14 protein-coding genes and 1 tRNA gene are annotated in these 17,053 nt (G+C 73.2%); 1 reads left to right on the plus strand and 14 read right to left on the minus strand.

All coding sequences use genetic code 11. The annotated features are described in order from the left end of the window. Window positions 1–12 precede the first annotated feature (12 nt). From atpB to argS, 13 genes are all read right to left on the minus strand, one after another. Complete coding sequence (gene atpB / locus AC1C2V_RS01705) at window positions 13–900, minus strand: F0F1 ATP synthase subunit A (RefSeq protein ID WP_495387837.1); 888 nt, start codon at window positions 898–900, stop codon at window positions 13–15. 154 nt (window positions 901–1,054) lie between these two features. Next, window positions 1,055–1,516: a Cg1360 family ATP-synthase-associated protein gene (locus AC1C2V_RS01710; protein ID WP_495387838.1), complete on the minus strand. Its 462-nt coding sequence runs from the start codon at window positions 1,514–1,516 to the stop codon at window positions 1,055–1,057. Next, window positions 1,513–2,742, minus strand: a complete 1,230-nt coding sequence (locus AC1C2V_RS01715; RefSeq protein WP_495387839.1) for a glycosyltransferase family 4 protein — start codon at window positions 2,740–2,742, stop codon at window positions 1,513–1,515. Before AC1C2V_RS01715 ends, AC1C2V_RS01710 begins: the two co-directional genes overlap by 4 nt. Continuing rightward, window positions 2,739–3,491 carry an L-threonylcarbamoyladenylate synthase gene (locus AC1C2V_RS01720; protein WP_495387840.1) on the minus strand — a complete coding sequence of 251 codons (753 nt, stop codon included), beginning with the start codon at window positions 3,489–3,491 and terminating at the stop codon, window positions 2,739–2,741. The genes AC1C2V_RS01715 and AC1C2V_RS01720 overlap by 4 nt, the downstream gene beginning before the upstream one ends. Then, window positions 3,488–4,462 carry a peptide chain release factor N(5)-glutamine methyltransferase gene (gene prmC / locus AC1C2V_RS01725; protein WP_495387841.1) on the minus strand — a complete coding sequence of 325 codons (975 nt, stop codon included), beginning with the start codon at window positions 4,460–4,462 and terminating at the stop codon, window positions 3,488–3,490. The genes AC1C2V_RS01720 and prmC overlap by 4 nt, the downstream gene beginning before the upstream one ends. Before the next feature lie 25 nt (window positions 4,463–4,487). Next, on the minus strand, window positions 4,488–5,579 hold the full coding sequence (prfA, locus tag AC1C2V_RS01730; RefSeq protein ID WP_495387842.1) for a peptide chain release factor 1: 1,092 nt from the start codon (window positions 5,577–5,579) through the stop codon (window positions 4,488–4,490). Between the two features lie 129 nt (window positions 5,580–5,708). Continuing rightward, window positions 5,709–5,918, minus strand: coding sequence for a 50S ribosomal protein L31 (gene rpmE, locus AC1C2V_RS01735; RefSeq protein ID WP_495387843.1), 210 nt, complete (start codon window positions 5,916–5,918; stop codon window positions 5,709–5,711). Between the two features lie 110 nt (window positions 5,919–6,028). Continuing rightward, the gene (gene rho, locus AC1C2V_RS01740) at window positions 6,029–8,128 is read right to left on the minus strand and encodes a transcription termination factor Rho (protein WP_495387844.1); all 2,100 of its coding nucleotides are present in this window, start codon (window positions 8,126–8,128) and stop codon (window positions 6,029–6,031) included. Window positions 8,129–8,408: 280 nt separating this feature from the next. Continuing rightward, on the minus strand, window positions 8,409–9,398 hold the full coding sequence (thrB, locus tag AC1C2V_RS01745) for a homoserine kinase (RefSeq protein WP_495388429.1): 990 nt from the start codon (window positions 9,396–9,398) through the stop codon (window positions 8,409–8,411). 35 nt (window positions 9,399–9,433) lie between these two features. Beyond that, window positions 9,434–10,660 carry a threonine synthase gene (thrC, locus tag AC1C2V_RS01750; protein ID WP_495387845.1) on the minus strand — a complete coding sequence of 409 codons (1,227 nt, stop codon included), beginning with the start codon at window positions 10,658–10,660 and terminating at the stop codon, window positions 9,434–9,436. Beyond that, window positions 10,657–11,958, minus strand: coding sequence for a homoserine dehydrogenase (locus tag AC1C2V_RS01755; protein WP_495388430.1), 1,302 nt, complete (start codon window positions 11,956–11,958; stop codon window positions 10,657–10,659). Before AC1C2V_RS01755 ends, thrC begins: the two co-directional genes overlap by 4 nt. 181 nt (window positions 11,959–12,139) lie before the next feature. Continuing rightward, window positions 12,140–13,609 carry a diaminopimelate decarboxylase family protein gene (locus AC1C2V_RS01760; RefSeq protein WP_495387846.1) on the minus strand — a complete coding sequence of 490 codons (1,470 nt, stop codon included), beginning with the start codon at window positions 13,607–13,609 and terminating at the stop codon, window positions 12,140–12,142. Then, the gene (gene argS, locus AC1C2V_RS01765; protein ID WP_495387847.1) at window positions 13,606–15,273 is read right to left on the minus strand and encodes an arginine--tRNA ligase; all 1,668 of its coding nucleotides are present in this window, start codon (window positions 15,271–15,273) and stop codon (window positions 13,606–13,608) included. The genes AC1C2V_RS01760 and argS overlap by 4 nt, the downstream gene beginning before the upstream one ends. Before the next feature lie 101 nt (window positions 15,274–15,374). Here argS and AC1C2V_RS01770 point away from each other — a divergent pair. Continuing rightward, window positions 15,375–15,450 (plus strand) — tRNA-Arg (locus AC1C2V_RS01770). Between the two features lie 61 nt (window positions 15,451–15,511). Here the strand turns inward: AC1C2V_RS01770 and AC1C2V_RS01775 are convergent. Further along, complete coding sequence (locus AC1C2V_RS01775; protein ID WP_495387848.1) at window positions 15,512–17,035, minus strand: MFS transporter; 1,524 nt, start codon at window positions 17,033–17,035, stop codon at window positions 15,512–15,514. Window positions 17,036–17,053 lie beyond the last annotated feature (18 nt).

Here is a 17,053-nt window from a genome sequence, read left to right on the forward strand (position 1 = left end):
ACCGCGAGACGGTCAGTGCTCCGCCTCGACGGACATGTTGAGGTAGACGGCGGTGAGGATCGCGAACACGTAGGCCTGCAGCGCCGCCACGAAGACCTCGAAGAGGAAGAACGCAAAGCCGGCCACGAAGGTGCCCGCGCCGAAGAGCTTCATCGCCCCGGCGGAGTCGAACAGGAAGAACGAGGTGGCCGTGAAGCAGATCGCGAGCATCAGGTGGCCCGCCACCATGTTGGCCAGCAGCCGGATGACGAGCGTCGCGGGCCGCAGGATGAAGACCTGCAGGAACTCGATCGGCACCAGCAGGATGTACAGCACCGGCGGCACGCCCGGCGGGAAGAGCGAGTTCTTGAGGAACCCGCCCACGCCGTGCGCCTTGACGCCCGCACCGAGGTACATCACGTACGACCACGCCGCGAGCACGATCGGCAGGCCGATGACGGACGTGCCCGCGATGTTGAGGAAGGGCACGACCGCGGCGATGTTCATCACCAACACAGTGCAGAAGATCGTCGCGAGCAGCTTGAAGTACTTGCGGCCGTTCTCCTGGCCGAGCACCTCGACCGCGATCGAGTTGCGGACGAAGTCGAGGATCATCTCGATCGCGTTCTGGAACCGCCCCGGCACCAGCTTCGCCCGCTTGGCCGCGATGACGAACACCGTGATCAGGACCGCGGCCATGATGACGCGCACCAGCATGATCCGGTTGAACTCGAAGGGCGTGCCCTCGAAGAAGATGGCCGGAGGGAAGAAGTCGGCGATCGTCGGCGCGTGGAACTCGCCGTCACCTTCAGCGGCGAGCAGCAGGGGGATCGCTGGCGTAGACAGGAGATTCTCCCGGAGGTCGTACGGGCCGGAGGCGCTCCACTCCTGGGAGGGCACGCCATCGGACCTGGCCGTCATGGATTCGCGCACAGCCTACCGGATCTTCACCCGTGCTCCGACATTCTGGAGCACGGAAGCGGCCAGATCTGGCGGCTTGTGAACATGCGCACGATGTTGCCCGCGGCGACGAGCGTCGTCGCAGGCCATGGCCGCCTGCCGGCCGGCCGCACGGTCACGGCTGCACGTAGGGCACCCGGCCGCTGTTCACCGCGCGGTAGTCGAGCAGGGCCGAACCGATCGCCCCGACGGCGAGCACGGCGATCAGCACCCACGGGTCATAGAACGTGGCGCCCTGGAGCAGCGCCAGCACCACGATGAGGACGACGATCTTGGCGACCCACGCCCCCATGACGAAGGCCGCCATGCGCGTGGGGCTCGACCCGACGGTCCGCAGCATCGACCAGATCGTCGTCGCGCAGAAGAAGGCCGCGAGGCCGGCGCCGACGAGTGCCCCCCAGAGGCCGGGCATGCCCGCCACCAGCAGGCCGATCCCGCCGCCCAGCACCACCAGGGCGCCCACGAGGATCAAGGTGTCGCGCAGCGCGGTGCGCAGCACCGCGCGCTCCGCGGTGGTGGTGTGCTCGTCGGCGCCGGGGCCGTCGGGCGTGGGGGCGGGGGTCTCGGGCGTCGTCATCTCTGGCGTCCTTCGTGCGTCGTCAGGGTGGGCGAGGTCGTGGCCGATGGCGGTGCGGCGGGTGTGACCGGCGCCGCGGCGACGGTCGGGTGGCTGCCGGTGGCGACGTCGTCGTCCAGGAACCGGCCGCGAGTACGCAGCGGCCCGAGGGTGAGCATCAGCGCGACCACGATGGCCACGCCGAGGCCGGCGAGCACCGCCTTCCAGTCCCACATCACCAGCGCCGCCGCGCCGAAGGAGAAGACCGCCGCCCAGACGTAGAGGATGAGGACGGCGCGCCGGTGCGAGTGCCCGATGGCGAGCATCCGGTGGTGCAGGTGCATGCGGTCGGGGTGGAACGGCGACTTGCCGGCGGCGAGCCGGCGCACCACCGCCAACGCCATGTCCAGCAGCGGCAGGAGCACCACTGCCACCGGCAGCAGCAGCGGGATGAACAGCGGCACGCGCTGCGCGCCCGACAGGGCGTCGCCGGTCGCGGTGGGGTCGATGTTGCCCGTGATGGTGATCGTCGCGCCCGCGAAGACGAGGCCGAGCACCATCGAGCCCGAGTCGCCCATGAAGATGTGCGCGGGGAAGAAGTTGTGCGGCAGGAAGCCGATGCAGGCACCCACCAGGACGGCCACCATGAGGGTCGCGAGGTTGGCGTAGTTCTCCGGGGTGGCCTGCTGGGTGAGGCTGTAGGTGTACAGGATGAAGGCGGAGCCGCCGATGGCGATGACGCCCGCGGCCAGACCGTCAAGGCCATCCACGAAGTTCACGGCGTTCATCGCCACCACGATCACGAGCACCGTCGCGACCAGCGACAGCCGCGACGAGGTGATGAACAGCCCGTCCGGCGTGGGCAGCGAGGTGAGCTGCACCTGCTGCCACGCCATGAACCCGGCCGCGAGCACCTGCCCCGCGAGCTTGGTCATCCAGTCGAGGTCCCACACGTCGTCGGCCCAACCCAGCAGGCACACGATCGTCGCGCCGCCGATGATCCCCCACGCCTGCGGCCCGGTCTCGAACACGCCCGCGAGGAACGGCATCCGCGAGGACAGCACCACCGCGACGACGATGCCGAGCAGCATGGCCAGCCCGCCGAGCCGCGGCGTGGGCTGCACGTGCACGTCGCGCGACCGCACCGCGGTGATGGCGTTCGTGCGCCGGGCGAGCCACCGCGCGCCCGGCGTGGCGAGGTATGTGACCGCCGCCGAGACCAGCATCAGGAGCAGATACGCTCTCACCCGGCGGACTCCTCGGCAGGCTCCGTCGAGCCCTCCGTGGACGTCGTGCCGGCCGTGGGCTCGTCGGTGACCGGCTCGTCCGCGGGCTCGTCGTCATCATCGTCGGCGTCCGCGCCGCGCACCGGCGCCACCTCGTTCAGCGCCTCGAGGGTGATCGCGCCCTCGCGCACGACGCGCAGGTGCTCGCCCGTGGCGTCCACGATCGTCGAGGCCACGCCGCCGGGGGCGTCGCCGCCGTCCAGGTAGGTCGCGACGGGTTCTCCGAGCTGTGCGCGCGCGCCGGTGACGTCGAGCGCCGCGGGGCTGCCGGAGGCGTTCGCGCTCGAGACGGCGAGCGGGCCGGTGCGGCGCAGCAGCGCGAGGGCCGCGGGGTGGTCGGGCATCCGCAGCGCGACCGTGCCGTGCGTCTCCCCGAGGTCCCACTGCAGCGACGGCTGGGCCCGCAGGATGATCGTGAACCCGCCCGGCCAGAACGCCTCGACGAGGCGCCGCGCGTCGTGGGGTACCTCGGTCGCCAGGCCGTCGAGCGTCCGCACGTCGGGGACCAGCACGGGCGGGGGCATCTGACGCCCGCGACCCTTGGCCGCGAGCAGCGCGGCGACGGCCTCGGCGTCGAAGGCGTCCGCGCCGATGCCGTAGACCGTGTCCGTGGGGAGCACCACCAGGCCGCCGCGCGAGACCGTGTTCACCGCCTCGTCGATCGCAGGGCCCCAGGTGTTCGGGTCGGTCACGTCGTGCACGCTGCTCACGGGCTCAGTCTGTCACGGTTCGTCGGCCCGCCGTCCGGGCTCGGCCCCGCGGCGACGCGACGCGCGACGACCATCCGCGGGCGGCCGGTGAGGTCCTCCCGCGTCGCCGCGGGCCCGAACACGGGCACGTCGTCGACCATGGCCCGCGCGTCCGCCGCCTGGACCTCCGCATGCTCCATGACGTACAGGCCGCCGGGGCGCAGCAGGCGGGCGGCCGCCGCCGTGACGCCGCGCGGGACCTCGAGCCCGTCCGCGCCCAGGCCGAACAGCGCGACGGCCGGGTCGTGCTCGGCCACCTCGGGGTCGTGCGGCACCGCGCCGGGCGGCACGTACGGGGGGTTGGAGACGACGACGTCGACCGTCCCGTCCAGCTCGCGCAGCGCGGTGCGGGCGTCGCCCCGGACCAGGTGCACGACGGGCTCCGGCGCGCCGGCGGCCGACGTCGCGGCAGCGACGTTGCGCTGCGCCCACCCGTGCGCGGCAGCGTCAAGCTCGACCGCGTGCACGACCGCGCCGGGCACCTCGGCCGCCACGGCGAGGGCGATCGCGCCCGATCCCGTGCACAGGTCGACGACCACCGCCGAGCCCTCGCGCGCCACGACCCGCATGGCCTCCTCGATCGCCACCTGCGCCACCTGCTCGGTCTCGGGCCGCGGCACGAAGACACCGGGGCCGACGGCGAGCTCCAGGTGCCGGAACGGCGCCACGCCGGTGAGGTGCTGCAACGGCTCCCGGGCCGCGCGCCGCGCCACGTCCGCGGCGAAGCGGCGGACGGCGTCGTCGGCGAGGCCCCGGTCCAGCACCGCGAGGCGCCGCACCTCCGAGCGGTCGACGCCGAGGGCGTGCGCGAGCAGCGCCTCGGCGTCCACGCGCGGGCTGGGCACGCCCGCTGCGGCGAGCCGCGCCGCCGCCCAGCGCACGGTCGACCCGACGGTTGTGGGCGCGAGATCGGGGGGAATGGAGTCGTCCATTCCCCCCGATCTCGCGCCCACAGCGTCAGGCACGGGAACCCGCGGCGGCCAGCCGGGCCGCCTCGTCGGCGTCGATGGCCGAACGGACCACCGGGTCGAGGTCGCCCGCGAGCACGTGGTCGAGGTTGTAGGCCTTGTACCCCGTGCGGTGGTCCGCGATGCGGTTCTCCGGGAAGTTGTACGTGCGGATCCGCTCGCTGCGGTCCACGGTGCGCACCTGGGAGCGCCGCACGTCGGCGGCGGCCGCGGCGGCGGCCTCCTGCTGCGCGGCCAGCAGCCGCGCGCGCAGCACGCGCATGGCCTGCTCCTTGTTCTGCAGCTGCGACTTCTCGTTCTGCATGGAGACGACGATCCCGGTGGGCACGTGCGTGATGCGCACCGCCGAGTCGGTGGTGTTCACCGACTGCCCGCCCGGCCCCGACGAGCGGTAGACGTCGATGCGCAGGTCGTTCGCGTCGATCTCCATCTCGCCCGGGTCGTCGACCTCGGGCAGCACGAGCACGCCGGCGGCCGACGTGTGGATGCGCCCCTGCGACTCCGTGACCGGCACGCGCTGCACGCGGTGCACGCCGCCCTCGTACTTGAGGTTCGCCCACACGCCCTCGGCCGGGTCGGTGACGTTGCGCGCCTTGATCGCGACCTGCACGTCCTTGTAGCCGCCCAGCTCCGTCTCGGTGGCGGCGAGGACCTGCGTGGACCAGCCGCGCCGCTCGGCGTACCGCAGGTACATGCGCAGGAGGTCGCCGGCGAAGAGCGCGGACTCGTCGCCGCCCTCCCCCGCCTTGATCTCGAGGATCACGTCGCGCGCGTCGTCGGGGTCGCGCGGCACCAGCACACGGCGCAGCCGCTCCGCGGCCGCATCGGCCGCTTCGCGCAGCGCGGGCAGCTCGGCGGCGAACGACTCGTCCTCGCCGGCCAGCTCGGCGGCGGCCTCGGCGTCGTCGTGGGCCTGCTCCCAGGCCCGGTAGGCGGCAGCCACCTGGCTCAGCTCGGCGTAGCGCCGCCCGAGGGAGCGCGCCCGGCCCGCGTCGGCGTGCACCGCCGGGTCGGAGAGCGCCCGCTCGATCTCGGCGTGCTCCGCGAGCAGCGGTCTGGCCGCAGCGAACGAGTCGGTCATGGCATCTCCCGGTCCGACGTGCAGGGGATCCGTGGGCCCACGCCCCCGGGCAAAGCAACAGCGCCGGTGATCCGACGTCCGACTGCCCCTGGAGAGGTTGTCGGGCGGACCACCGGCGCTGTCAGCCAGCTACTTCTTCTTGCCGTAGCGCGCCTCGAACCGGGCCACGCGGCCACCGGTGTCGAGGATCTTCTGCTTGCCCGTGTAGAACGGGTGGCAGGCACTGCACACGTCCGCGTTGATCTTGCCGGACGTCTCGGTGCTGTGCGTGACGAACGTGTTGCCGCAGGTGCAGGTCACCTCGGTGACGACGTACTCGGGGTGGATACCGGACTTCATGATGCTCCTTGGTGTGATGCCCCCGGGTCGGCCCGCAGGACAGCGGGCCGTGAACCGGATGGCCGACGAACCATTGTGCCAGAACGCGGGAGCGTCCTAGAAATTCCGGGTCAGATCGTCTCGCCCGGGTGATCGTCCGAGAGACCGGCCGGCGTCGTCTTCTGCACGTGCAGAAGGAACTCGACGTTGGTCTTGGACTTCTTGAGCTGGCCCAGCAGCAGCTCGGCGGCCTGCTGCTGGTCGAGCGCACCCATCACGCGGCGCAGCTTGTAGACGACCGCGAGCTCGTCCTTCGCCATGAGGATCTCCTCGCGGCGGGTGCTCGAGCTGTTGACGTCGATCGCCGGGAAGATGCGCTTCTCGGCGAGGTTGCGGGACAGGCGGAGCTCCATGTTGCCCGTGCCCTTGAACTCCTCGAAGATCACCTCGTCCATCTTCGAGCCCGTCTCCACGAGTGCGGTGGCCAGGATCGTCAGCGAGCCGCCGCCCTCGATGTTGCGGGCCGCGCCGAAGAACCGCTTCGGCGGGTACAGCGCGGCGGCGTCCACACCACCGGAGAGGATGCGGCCCGACGCCGGCGCGGCGAGGTTGTAGGCGCGCGACAGGCGGGTGATCCCGTCGAGCAGCACGACGACGTCCTGGCCCAGCTCCACGAGGCGCTTGGCCCGCTCGATGGCGAGCTCGGCGACGATCGTGTGGTCCGAAGCGTGCCGGTCGAACGTCGAGGAGATGACCTCGCCCTTGACGTTACGCTCGAAGTCGGTGACCTCTTCGGGGCGCTCGTCCACCAGCACCACCATGAGGTGGACCTCGGGGTTGTTCGCCGTGATCGCGTTGGCGATCTGCTGCATGATGATCGTCTTGCCGGCCTTGGGCGGCGCGACGATGAGGCCGCGCTGGCCCTTGCCGATCGGGGCGACGATGTCGATCACGCGCGGAGTGAGGCGCGTGGCCTCCGGGTTCTCCAGGCGCAGCCGCTCCTGCGGGTACAGGGGCGTGAGCTTCGTGAACTCGGGCCGCTGACGCGACTCCTCCGGCGACATGCCGTTGACCGAGTCCAGGCGGACCAGCGCGTTGTACTTGCCGCGCACGTTCTTGCCGCCGACGGACGGCAGCTCCTCGCCCTCGCGCGGCTGGCGGATCGCGCCCACGACCGCGTCACCGCGGCGCAGCCCCGACTTCTTCACCTGGTTGAGGGAGACGTAGATGTCGCCCTCGCCGGGCAGGTAGCCGCTGGTGCGCACGAACGCGTAGTTGTCGAGGATGTCGAGCACGCCGGCGACGGGCAGCAGCACGTCGTCCTCGCGCACCTCCACCTCGTCGAGCCCCGCGACGTCCGGGCCGGCGCTGCGGCCGGGGCGGGTGCGCTTGCGATCCCGGCCACGGTCACGACCACGGCGGCGGCGCGAACCACGCTCGTCGTCGTCGTCGCGGCGCTGACGCTGCTCGTCGCGCTGGCCGCCCTGAGAGGTCTGGCCGCCCTGGTTGCTCTGAGAGGTCTGGTTGCCCTGGGAGGTCTGGTTGCCCTGGGAGGTCTGGCCACCCTGGGTGCCCGAGCGCTGCTGGCCGGAGCCGTCGTTCGTCCGGCCCTGGCCGCGCTCGGAGCGCTGGCCCTCGGCGTCGGACTGACCGCCGTTCTGGCCGCCCTGCCCGCCGGAACGCCGCCCGCCCCGCTCACGCGGTGCGGCGACGGCCTCGGCGAGCTGAGCGAGCCGCGCCTCGCGGTCGCCCTCGGAACGCTCGGCACGCGGCTGGTCGCCGCGCTGGTCGGACCCGCTGCGTGTGGGCTGCTCGGTGGAGGCGGAGGAGCTCTCGGCCGCGGCGCCCTGGCGCTGCTGACCGGAGTCACCCTGCGCGTCGGCGTCGTCCGTGGACCCGGCCGTGCGGATGGCGCGGCGCGAACGCCGCGGCGCCTCGGTAGCGGGGCGCTCGGCGGGGCCGTCGTTCCGCGCGGGCTCGGCCTGCGCCTGGGCCGGGGCGTCGCTGCGGACCGTGGGCGCCACCGCGGTCGCCGCGGCGACGGGGGCGCTCGTGGTGCGCGCGCTCTGGCCGTTGGCGGACCGGATCGCGTCCTGCAGGTCGCTCTTGCGCATCCGGGACGTCCCCTTGACGCCTATCTGGGAGGCCAGCGCCTGGAGCTCGGCGAGACGCATCGAGCTCAGGTTTCCGGATGCGGCGGAGCCGTTCCGGCTGTCGGTGGTGTTCGTCACGAAGGACCCTTCCCCCTCGTATGCGGCCCTGAAAAGCTGTCACGGGCCGCGGTGGCGGGCGTCCAGACGCGGGAAGCGCCGAGACGCGTGGAACCTCGCATCAGTGGTACGACGACGTCGGCTGGCGGGGTTGTGTTTCGCCTTCTCACGGGACTGCCGCGGCGGGTCGTGCACCGCATCGCAACCACCGGGGCACCAGGCTCTGGCCGGACGCGCGGACGCGCCGTACGGCGAAGAGGGAGTGCCCTCGCAGTCGTTCCCGAAGGCTCACCGCATCATATCACCTGCGTGCCCGGCCGGAGGCCGACACGCCGGACCCGTCGGACGCCGCCGGGTGCCCGCCGGCGCCGGTCACCCGGCGCGCCACCGCACCCTCGGTGTCCACCCCCGGCCGCAGCGCCCGCCAGCCCGCCACGTCGTCGATCAGGTCGGCGAGCACGGCGTCGAGGCGGGACGTGCCCTCGCCCGCGGTGAGCACCAGGACCGTGGGACCGGCCCCGGAGATGGTCGCGGCGTGGCCCTCCGCCCGCAGCGTGCGCAGCAGCTCGGCCGAACCGGCCATCACCCCGGCGCGGTAGTCCTGGTGGAGGCGGTCCTCGGTGGCGTCGAGGAGCAGCTCGGGCCGGCGCGCCAGCGCCTCGACCAGCAGCCCGGCGCGGCCCGCGGTGAACGCCGCGTCCGCGTGCGGCACCTCGGCGGGCAGCACGCCGCGGGCGCGGCTCGTGGCCAGGCGGACGTCCGGGACCAGCACGGTGGCCTCGATGCGCTCGTCGACGTCGAGGTCCACGGCGCGGGCGCCGTCGGCCGAGCGCCACGCGAGCGTCGCGCCGCCGCGGATGGCGGGCGCCGCGTTGTCGGGGTGACCCTCGAACTCGGTCGCGATCCGCAGCACCTCGGTGGCGTCGAGCACGTGCGGGTCGGCGAGCAGCGCGCGCGCCGCGACGATCCCCGAGACGACGGCCGCGGCCGAGCTGCCCAGGCCGCGGCCGTGCGGGATCTGGTTGACGCACCGCAGCCGCAGCCCGGTGCGGGGGGCGCCCGCGAGCTCCAGGGTGTGGCGCAGGGCGCGCACGACGAGATGCTCCTCCCCCGTCGGGACCTCGCCGGCCCCCTCGCCCTCCATCTCGACGACGGCCTCGTCGCTCGCGAGGAGCTCGACCTCCAGCTCGTCGTACAGGGCGAGGGCCAGGCCCATCGCGTCGAAACCCGGGCCCAGGTTGGCGCTGGTGGCGGGAACGCGGACGAGGACGTGGTCGGCGCCGAGCTGCATCATGCTCCCCTTCCCGGGGCTCGTTCGGAGTGAACTCAGTCGAGGCCGAGCGCGTCGGCGATGGACACGACGTCGGCGCTGACGCGGGTAGGTGCGACCTCACCACCGCCTGGTCCCAGCAAGGTGTCCTCGCTTCGCTGCGGGCCCTTGCCGGGAACCCAGGGAATCGGGGTGCGGAGCGCCCACTGGGGGTCCTTGAGACCGTGGCCCGTGACGGTCACGACGACGCGCGCGCCGGCGGGGACGAGGCCGCGCTCGGCGCGGGCGAGCAGCCCCGCGACGCCGGACGCCGACGCGGGCTCCACGAAGACGCCGACCTCCGCGGACAGCACGCGGTGCGCCGCGAGGATCTGCTCGTCGGTGACCGCCTCGATGACACCGTTCGACGTGTCGCGGGCGGCCACGGCCTGCTCCCACGACGCCGGGTTGCCGATGCGGATCGCCGTGGCGATCGTCTCGGGCTGGTCGACCGGGTGCCCGTGGACGATGGGCGCGGCGCCCGCGGCCTGGAAGCCCCACATCTGCGGCGTGCGAGTGGCCAGGGCCCCGAACGCGGCACCGTCGTCCAGGCCCGCGTACTCGCGGAAGCCCTTCCAGTAGGCCGTGATGTTGCCGGCGTTGCCGACGGGCAGGCAGTGGATGTCGGGAGCGTCACCGAGGGCGTCGACGATCTCGAAGGCCGCCGTCTTCTGACCCTCGATGCGATCCGGGTTGACCGAGTTCACCAGCTCGACCGGGTAAACCTCCGCGAGCTTGCGCGCGGCGACGAGGCAGTCGTCGAAGTTGCCGTCCACCTGCAGCAGGCGTGCGCCGTGGGCGATCGCCTGGCTGAGCTTGCCCATCGCGATCTTGCCCTCCGGCACGAGGACGGCGCAGGTCATGCCGGCCCGGGTGGCATACGCCGCCGCCGACGCGGACGTGTTGCCGGTCGACGCGCAGACCACGGCCTTCGCCCCGCGGCCGGCGGCCGCGGAGACGGCCGTCGTCATGCCCCGGTCCTTGAACGACCCGGTCGGGTTCATGCCCTCGACCTTGACGAAGACGTCGGCCCCGGTCCGCTCCGACAGCGCGGGGGCGGGCACCAGCGGGGTGCCGCCCTCGCCAAGGGTCACGACGTGCTCGCGCACGTGGGCCGGCAGGCGCTCCGCGTACTCGGTGATGACGCCACGCCACTGGTGCGCGGGGCGCGTGGGCTGGTCGGTGGGCTGGTCGGCAGGCTGGTCGGCAGGCTGGTCGGCAGGCTGGTCGGCAGGCAAGGTCATGCTCCCTCGACTCGCAGGACGGACGTGATCTCGTGGACGGGCTCGATGCCGCGCAGCGCGGCGACCGTCGCGGCGAGCGACGCCTCGCGGGCGGCGTGCGTGGTCAGCAGCAGCGCCGCCATGCCGTCGGCGACGTCGACGCCGTAGGGCTCGTCGGGGGCCTGCCGCACCGTGTCGATCGACACGCCGTGGTCGGCCAGCACCTGCGCCGCCTGGGCGAGCACGCCGGGACGGTCCGCCACGACGAGCCGCACGTGGTAGCGCGTCACCGCGGCGTCGTGCGGGAGCACGGGCAGCGACGCGTAGGCGGACTCCCGCGGGCCGTGGCCCCCGACGATCCGGTCGCGCGCCGCCGACACGAGGTCGCCGAGCACCGCGGACGACGTGGGCCGGCCGCCGGCGCCCTGGCCGTAGAACATCAGCGGGCCGGCGTCGTCGGCCTCGACGAACACCGCGTTGAAGGCGCCGCGCACGGCGGCGAGGGGGTGAGCCACCGGCACGAGCGCCGGGTGTACGCGCACGGAGACGCCCTCGGCGGTCTGCTCGGCGATCGCGAGCAGCTTGACGACGTGTCCCGTCTGCTGCGCGGCGGCGACGTCCGCGGCCGTGATGCTCGTGATGCCCTCGCAGGCCACCTGGCTCAGCGACACCCGCGTGTGGAAGGCGAGCGACGCGAGGATCGCCGCCTTGGCGGCGGCGTCGTGACCCTCGACGTCGGCGGTCGGGTCCGCCTCCGCGTAGCCGAGGTCCTGCGCCTCCTTGAGTGCCTCCTCGAGGTCCAACCCGTGCGTCGTCATCTGGTCGAGCACGTAGTTCGTGGTGCCGTTGACGATGCCGAGCACGCGGCGCACGTGGTCGCCGGCGAGCGACTCGCGCACCGGCCGCACGATCGGGATGGCGCCGGCGACGGCCGCCTCGAAGGACAGGTCCACCCCGGCGGCGTCGGCCGCCTCAAAGAGCTCCGGGCCGTGCGCGGCGAGGAGGGCCTTGTTGGCCGTCACGACGCTCGCCCCGCCGTCGATCGCCCGGTGGATGAGCCCACGGGCAGGTTCGATACCGCCCATGAGCTCGATCACGAGGTCGGCGTCGTCGACGAGGGCGCCGGCCTCCTCGGTGAAGAGGTCGCGTGGGACGACGGCGGGGACGCCCTCCCGCGGACGGCTCGCGTCGCGCACAGCGATACCCGTCAGCTCGAGGCGGGCCCCGGCGCGGGCGGCGAGGTCGTCCGCGTGCTGGAGCAGGGTCTGCGCGACCTGCGAGCCGACGACGCCGCAGCCGAGCAGCGCGACGCGCAGCACGCCCGGCTCGAGGCTCGGGGCGGCCGCGTGGTTGGGACGGTCCGCGGGGACGGCCCCAGGGTGGGGCCCGGAGGTGGGGGCTGCAGGCACGGGAGAACCTTCGAACGAGATGCCGGGACGAATGTCAGGATAGCCGCGGCCCGGCGGCACGCGGGCCGTCGTCCACGCCCGGCGCTGGCGCTCAGCCCAGGTCGAGCGCGAGCAGGTCCGCGACCGTCTCGCGCCGCACCAGGACGCGCGACGCGCCATCGGCCACCGCGACCACGGGCGGCCGCGTCAGCAGGTTGTAGTTCGACGCCATGGACCGCCCGTAGGCGCCGGTGGCGGGGACGGCGAGCAGGTCCCCCGCCCGCACGTCGCCGGGCAGCTGCACCTCGTGCACGACGATGTCGCCGCTCTCGCAGTGCTTGCCCACGACGCGCGCCAGGACTGGCTCGGCGTCCGACGACCGGCCCACGACCTCCGCGTGGTACTGCGCCTCGTAGAGGGCGGGCCGGATGTTGTCGCTCATCCCGCCGTCCACCGACACGTAGGTGCGCACGCGCCCGTCGTCGAGCGCGACCGGCTTGACCGTGCCGACGGTGTAGAGGGTGAGGCCCGCCGGGCCGACGATCGCGCGGCCGGGCTCGATCGAGATCCGCGGCAGCGGCGTGCCGAGCTCGGCGCACGCCGCGGCCACCGCGCTCGCGACGTCCTTGGCGATGCCCTCCGGGTCCAGGGGCACCTCGCCCGGCAGGTACGCGATGCCGTAGCCGCCGCCGAGGTCCACCTCGTCGACCAGCACACCGGTGCGCTCGGCGAGCTCGGCCCGCAGGCGCAGCACCACGCGCGCGGCGGCCTCGAAGCCCGCGGGGTCGAGGATCTGCGAGCCGATGTGCGAGTGGATGCCCAGCAGGCGCAGCTCCGGGCGCGCGACGGCGGCGAGCAGCGCCCGCATCGCCGGGCTGTCGGTCGCCTCGACCGCCCTGACCGGTCCCTGAGCCTGTCGAAGGGCGACCGGCTCACGGGTTTCGACCGGCGGTTCCTGAGCCTGTCGAAGGGCAACCATCGGAGCGGGGTTCACCGAGAGCCCGAACTTCTGGTCCTCGTGCGCGGTGGAGATGTACTCGTGGCCGCCCGCGTGGACGCCGGTCGTGACGCGCACCATCACGGGCGCGACGACGCCGCGGGAGGCCGCGAGCGCCGCGACCCTGTCGATCTCGACGAGCGAGTCGACGATGATCCGGCCGACCCCCGCGTCCAGGGCCGTGAGGATCTCGGCGTCGGACTTGTTGTTGCCGTGCAGGCCGAGCTCGGCGCCCGGCAGGCCGGCGCGCAGCGCGACGGCGAGCTCGCCGCCCGAGGCCGTGTCCACCCGCAGTCCTTCCTCGCGGGCCCAGCGGGCCACGGCCACGGTGAGCAGCGCCTTGCCCGCGTAGTAGACGTCGACGCCGGTTCCCACCTCGGCGAACGCCGTCGTGAACGCCGTGCGGTACCCCCGGGCACGGAGGCGGAAGTCGGCCTCGTCGAGCACGTAGGCCGGGGTGCCGTGCTCGGCCGCGAGGTCGCGGACGTCGGCGCCCGCCACCTCGAGGGCGCCGTCCGCGCGGCGCACCACGCCGGTGGACCAGGGCACGCCTGCCGCGACCGCCCCGCCGTGCGCCGCGGTCACATCCGCTCCGGGGCGCCGACGCCGAGCAGGTCGAGGCCGTTGGCCAGCACCTGGCGCACCGCGTCGTTCAGCCACAGGCGCGTGCGGTGCGTGTCCGTGACCTCCTCGTCCGGGTACGGCGTGACGCGGCACTCGCCGTACCACCTGTGGTAGTCCGCAGCCAGCGACTCGAGGTAGCGCGCCACCCGGTGCGGCTCGCGCAGCTCGGCCGCCTGGGACACGATCCGCGGGAACTCCGTGAGCCGCCCGACCAGGGCCGCCTCGGTCTCGTGCGTCAGCAGCGACGGGTCGAAGGCGTCCGAGCCGTCCTCGCGGGTACGGTCCACGGCGCGGTCGACAGCGTTCCGGTCCACCGCGCAGGTGCGCGAGTGCGCGTACTGGACGTAGAAGACCGGGTTGTCGTTGCTCTGCTTGAGCAGCTCCTCGCCGGAGAGGGACAGCGGGGTGTCGGCGGGGAACCGAGCGAGCGAGTACCGCAGCGCGTCCGAGCCGAGCCACTCGATGAGCTCGTCCATATACAGCGCGTTGCCGCGGCGCTTGCCCATGCGCTCGCCCCCGATGTTCACGAGCTGACCGATGAGCACCTCGATGTTGGTCTCCGGGTCGTCGCCCGCGCAGGCCGCGATGGCCTTGAGGCGGTTGATGTACCCGTGGTGGTCGGCGCCGAGCAGGTAGATCTTGCGGGGGAAGCCCCGGTCCTTCTTGGACAGGTAGTACGCGGCGTCGGCGGCGAAGTACGTGGGCTCGCCGTTGGCCCGGATCATCACCCGGTCCTTGTCGTCGCCGAAGTCGGTGGTGCGCAGCCACACCGCGCCGTCGACGTCGAAGACGTGCCCCTGCTCGCGGAGGCGGGCGACCGCCTGCTCCACCGCCCCGGACTCGTGCAGCGTGCGCTCCGAGAACCAGACGTCGAAGTGCACGCCGAAGGCGTCGAGGGTGCGGCGGATCGCCTCGAGCTGCGCCTGGTAGCCGAGCTCGCGGGCGATCGTCGCGGCCTCGTCCTCGGGCAGGTCGAGGAGGTCGGGTTCCTGCTCGAGCACCTCGGCGGCGCGCTCGGCGACGTACTCGCCCGGGTACCCGCCCTCGGGCACGTCCTCGCCCTTGGCACGGGCCAGCACCGAGCGGCCGAACTTGTCCATCTGCGCGCCGGCGTCGTTGATGTAGTACTCCGCGGTGACGTCGGCGCCCGCGGCCCGCATGATGCGGGCGAGCGCGTCGCCGAGCGCGGCCCAGCGGGTGTGCCCGATGTGCAGCGGGCCCGTCGGGTTGGCGGAGATGAACTCGAGGTTGTGCACCTGGCCCGCGAGGGCGTCGGTGCTGCCATACTGCGCGCCCGCGGTCACGACCGTCCGCGCGAGCTCGCCCGCCGCGCCGGCCTCGAGCGTGATGTTGAGGAAGCCCGGCCCGGCGACGTCGACCCGCGCGATCCCCGGCGTCGACCCGAGGCGCGCGGCGAGGTCGTCCGCGAGCGCCCGCGGCGTGGTGCCCGCCTTCTTCGCGAGCTGCAGCGCCACGTTGGTGGCCCAGTCGCCGTGCTCGCGCTGCCGGGGTCGCTCCACGTGGACCGACGCGGGGACGGCGTCGGCGGGCAGGGCGAGGGTGCCGTCGGCCACGGCCGAGGCGAGGGCAGCACTGAGCGCTCGGGAGAGCTGGTCGGGGGTCACCCGGGCGATTCTACTGACCCTCGCGCGCCTCCCCACCCCGAGGTGCTGGTAGTCTCGTGCACCGTGCTGAGCACGACCGTTCCCGGTCCGGCTCGGCGCCCGCGCCTGTAGCTCAGTGGATAGAGCGTCTGCCTCCGGAGCAGAAGGTCGGGGGTTCGAATCCCTTCAGGCGCACCACATCAGAACGGCCCCCACCAGCAAGAATGCCGGTGGGGGCCGTTCTGTGTCGCGTGCCCCGTCAGTGCGCGCCGACCAGGTCCTGGTCCAGCGGCAGCGCGTCCAGGTCGAGGTCCGGGTTGCGCTCCTGCGTGCGCACCAGGTCCTTCGCCTCGGCGGACGTGTCCACCGACGGCATCGAGCCCGGCAGCGGCCTGCCCGCGCTCTCGCGCACGAAGCCGACCGCGACGGTGCCCACGAGCGCGAAGCCCACGAGGTAGTACGCCGGGGCCATGCTCGATCCCGTCGCCTGGGTCAGCGACTCCACGATGAGCGGTGTCGTGCCGCCGAAGACCGCGAGCGCGACGTTGTAGGCGAGGCCCATCGACCGGTAGCGCACGGCCGTGGGGAACATCGCGGGCAGGGTCGCCGCCTGCACGCCCACCATGCATGCCACCGGGACGGCCATGAGGCACAGGCCCAGCAGCGTCGACCACACGTGGCCCGCGGCGAGCAGCAGGAATGCCGGCACCGCCAGCACGGCCAGGGAGCCCGAGCCGAACCACAGCAGCGGACGGCGGCCCCACCGGTCGCTCACCGGCCCCGCGACGAGGATCATCCCGGCCAGCAGCACCAGCACCGGCACGGTCAGGAGGGTGCCGTCCGTCGCGGCGTAGCCGAGCGTGTCGGTCAGGTACGTGGGCATGTAGCTGGTCAAGGCGTACCCGGCCGTGTTCGCGACGGCCACGAGGACCATCGCGACGAGGAGGGGGCGCCACTGCGAACGGAGCGTGACCGAGGCGACGGGCGCCTCGATGCCCTGTTCCTTCGCGGCCTCGGCCGCGACCTGCTGCGCCTGGAACGCCGGCGACTCCTCGACCTTCAGCCGGAACCACACGGCGAACGCGCCGATCGGCCCGGCGATCAGGAACGGGATGCGCCACGCGCCGTCGACCATCGCCTGCTCGCCGAGGGTCACCTGGAGCACCGTGACGACCACGGCACCGAGCGCGAAGCCCAGGTAGCTGCCGAAGTCGAGGAACGAGGCGGCCCAGCCGCGGCGGCGGTCAGGGGCGTGCTCGGCGAGGAAGGTCGTGACGCCGGCGTACTCGCCGCCGGTGGAGAAGCCCTGCACCAGCTTGAGGAGCACGAGCAGCAGCGGCGCCGCCGCACCGATCAGGCCGTAGGTCGGCAGCAGCCCGATGAGGAACGTGGAGGACGCCATCATCACCAGCGTGAAGGCGAGCACCTTCTGGCGCCCGATCCGGTCGCCGATGCGGCCGCAGACGATGCCGCCCAGCGGGCGGGCCACGTAGGTAGCGGCGAACACGCCGAGGGAGAAGAGGATCTGCACGCCGGACGACGCCTGCGGCAGGAACACGGCGCCCATCGTGACGGCGAGGTAGCCGTACACGCCGACGTCGTACCACTCCATGAGGTTGCCGACGGCGGTGCCGCCGATGGTCTTCTTGAGCATGGAGTTGTCGACGACGGTGACGTCGGAGACGCGCAGCCTGCGGCGGGGGCCGCCGGCCGGTGATGTGGTGGCACTGGCGGGGGTGGCGGGGGTGGGGCCGGTCTGATCCTGAGGGAGAGCGGCGGACATGTTTTCCTTCCGTGGCCG

Source organism: Isoptericola sp. Y541, assembly GCF_059445465.1.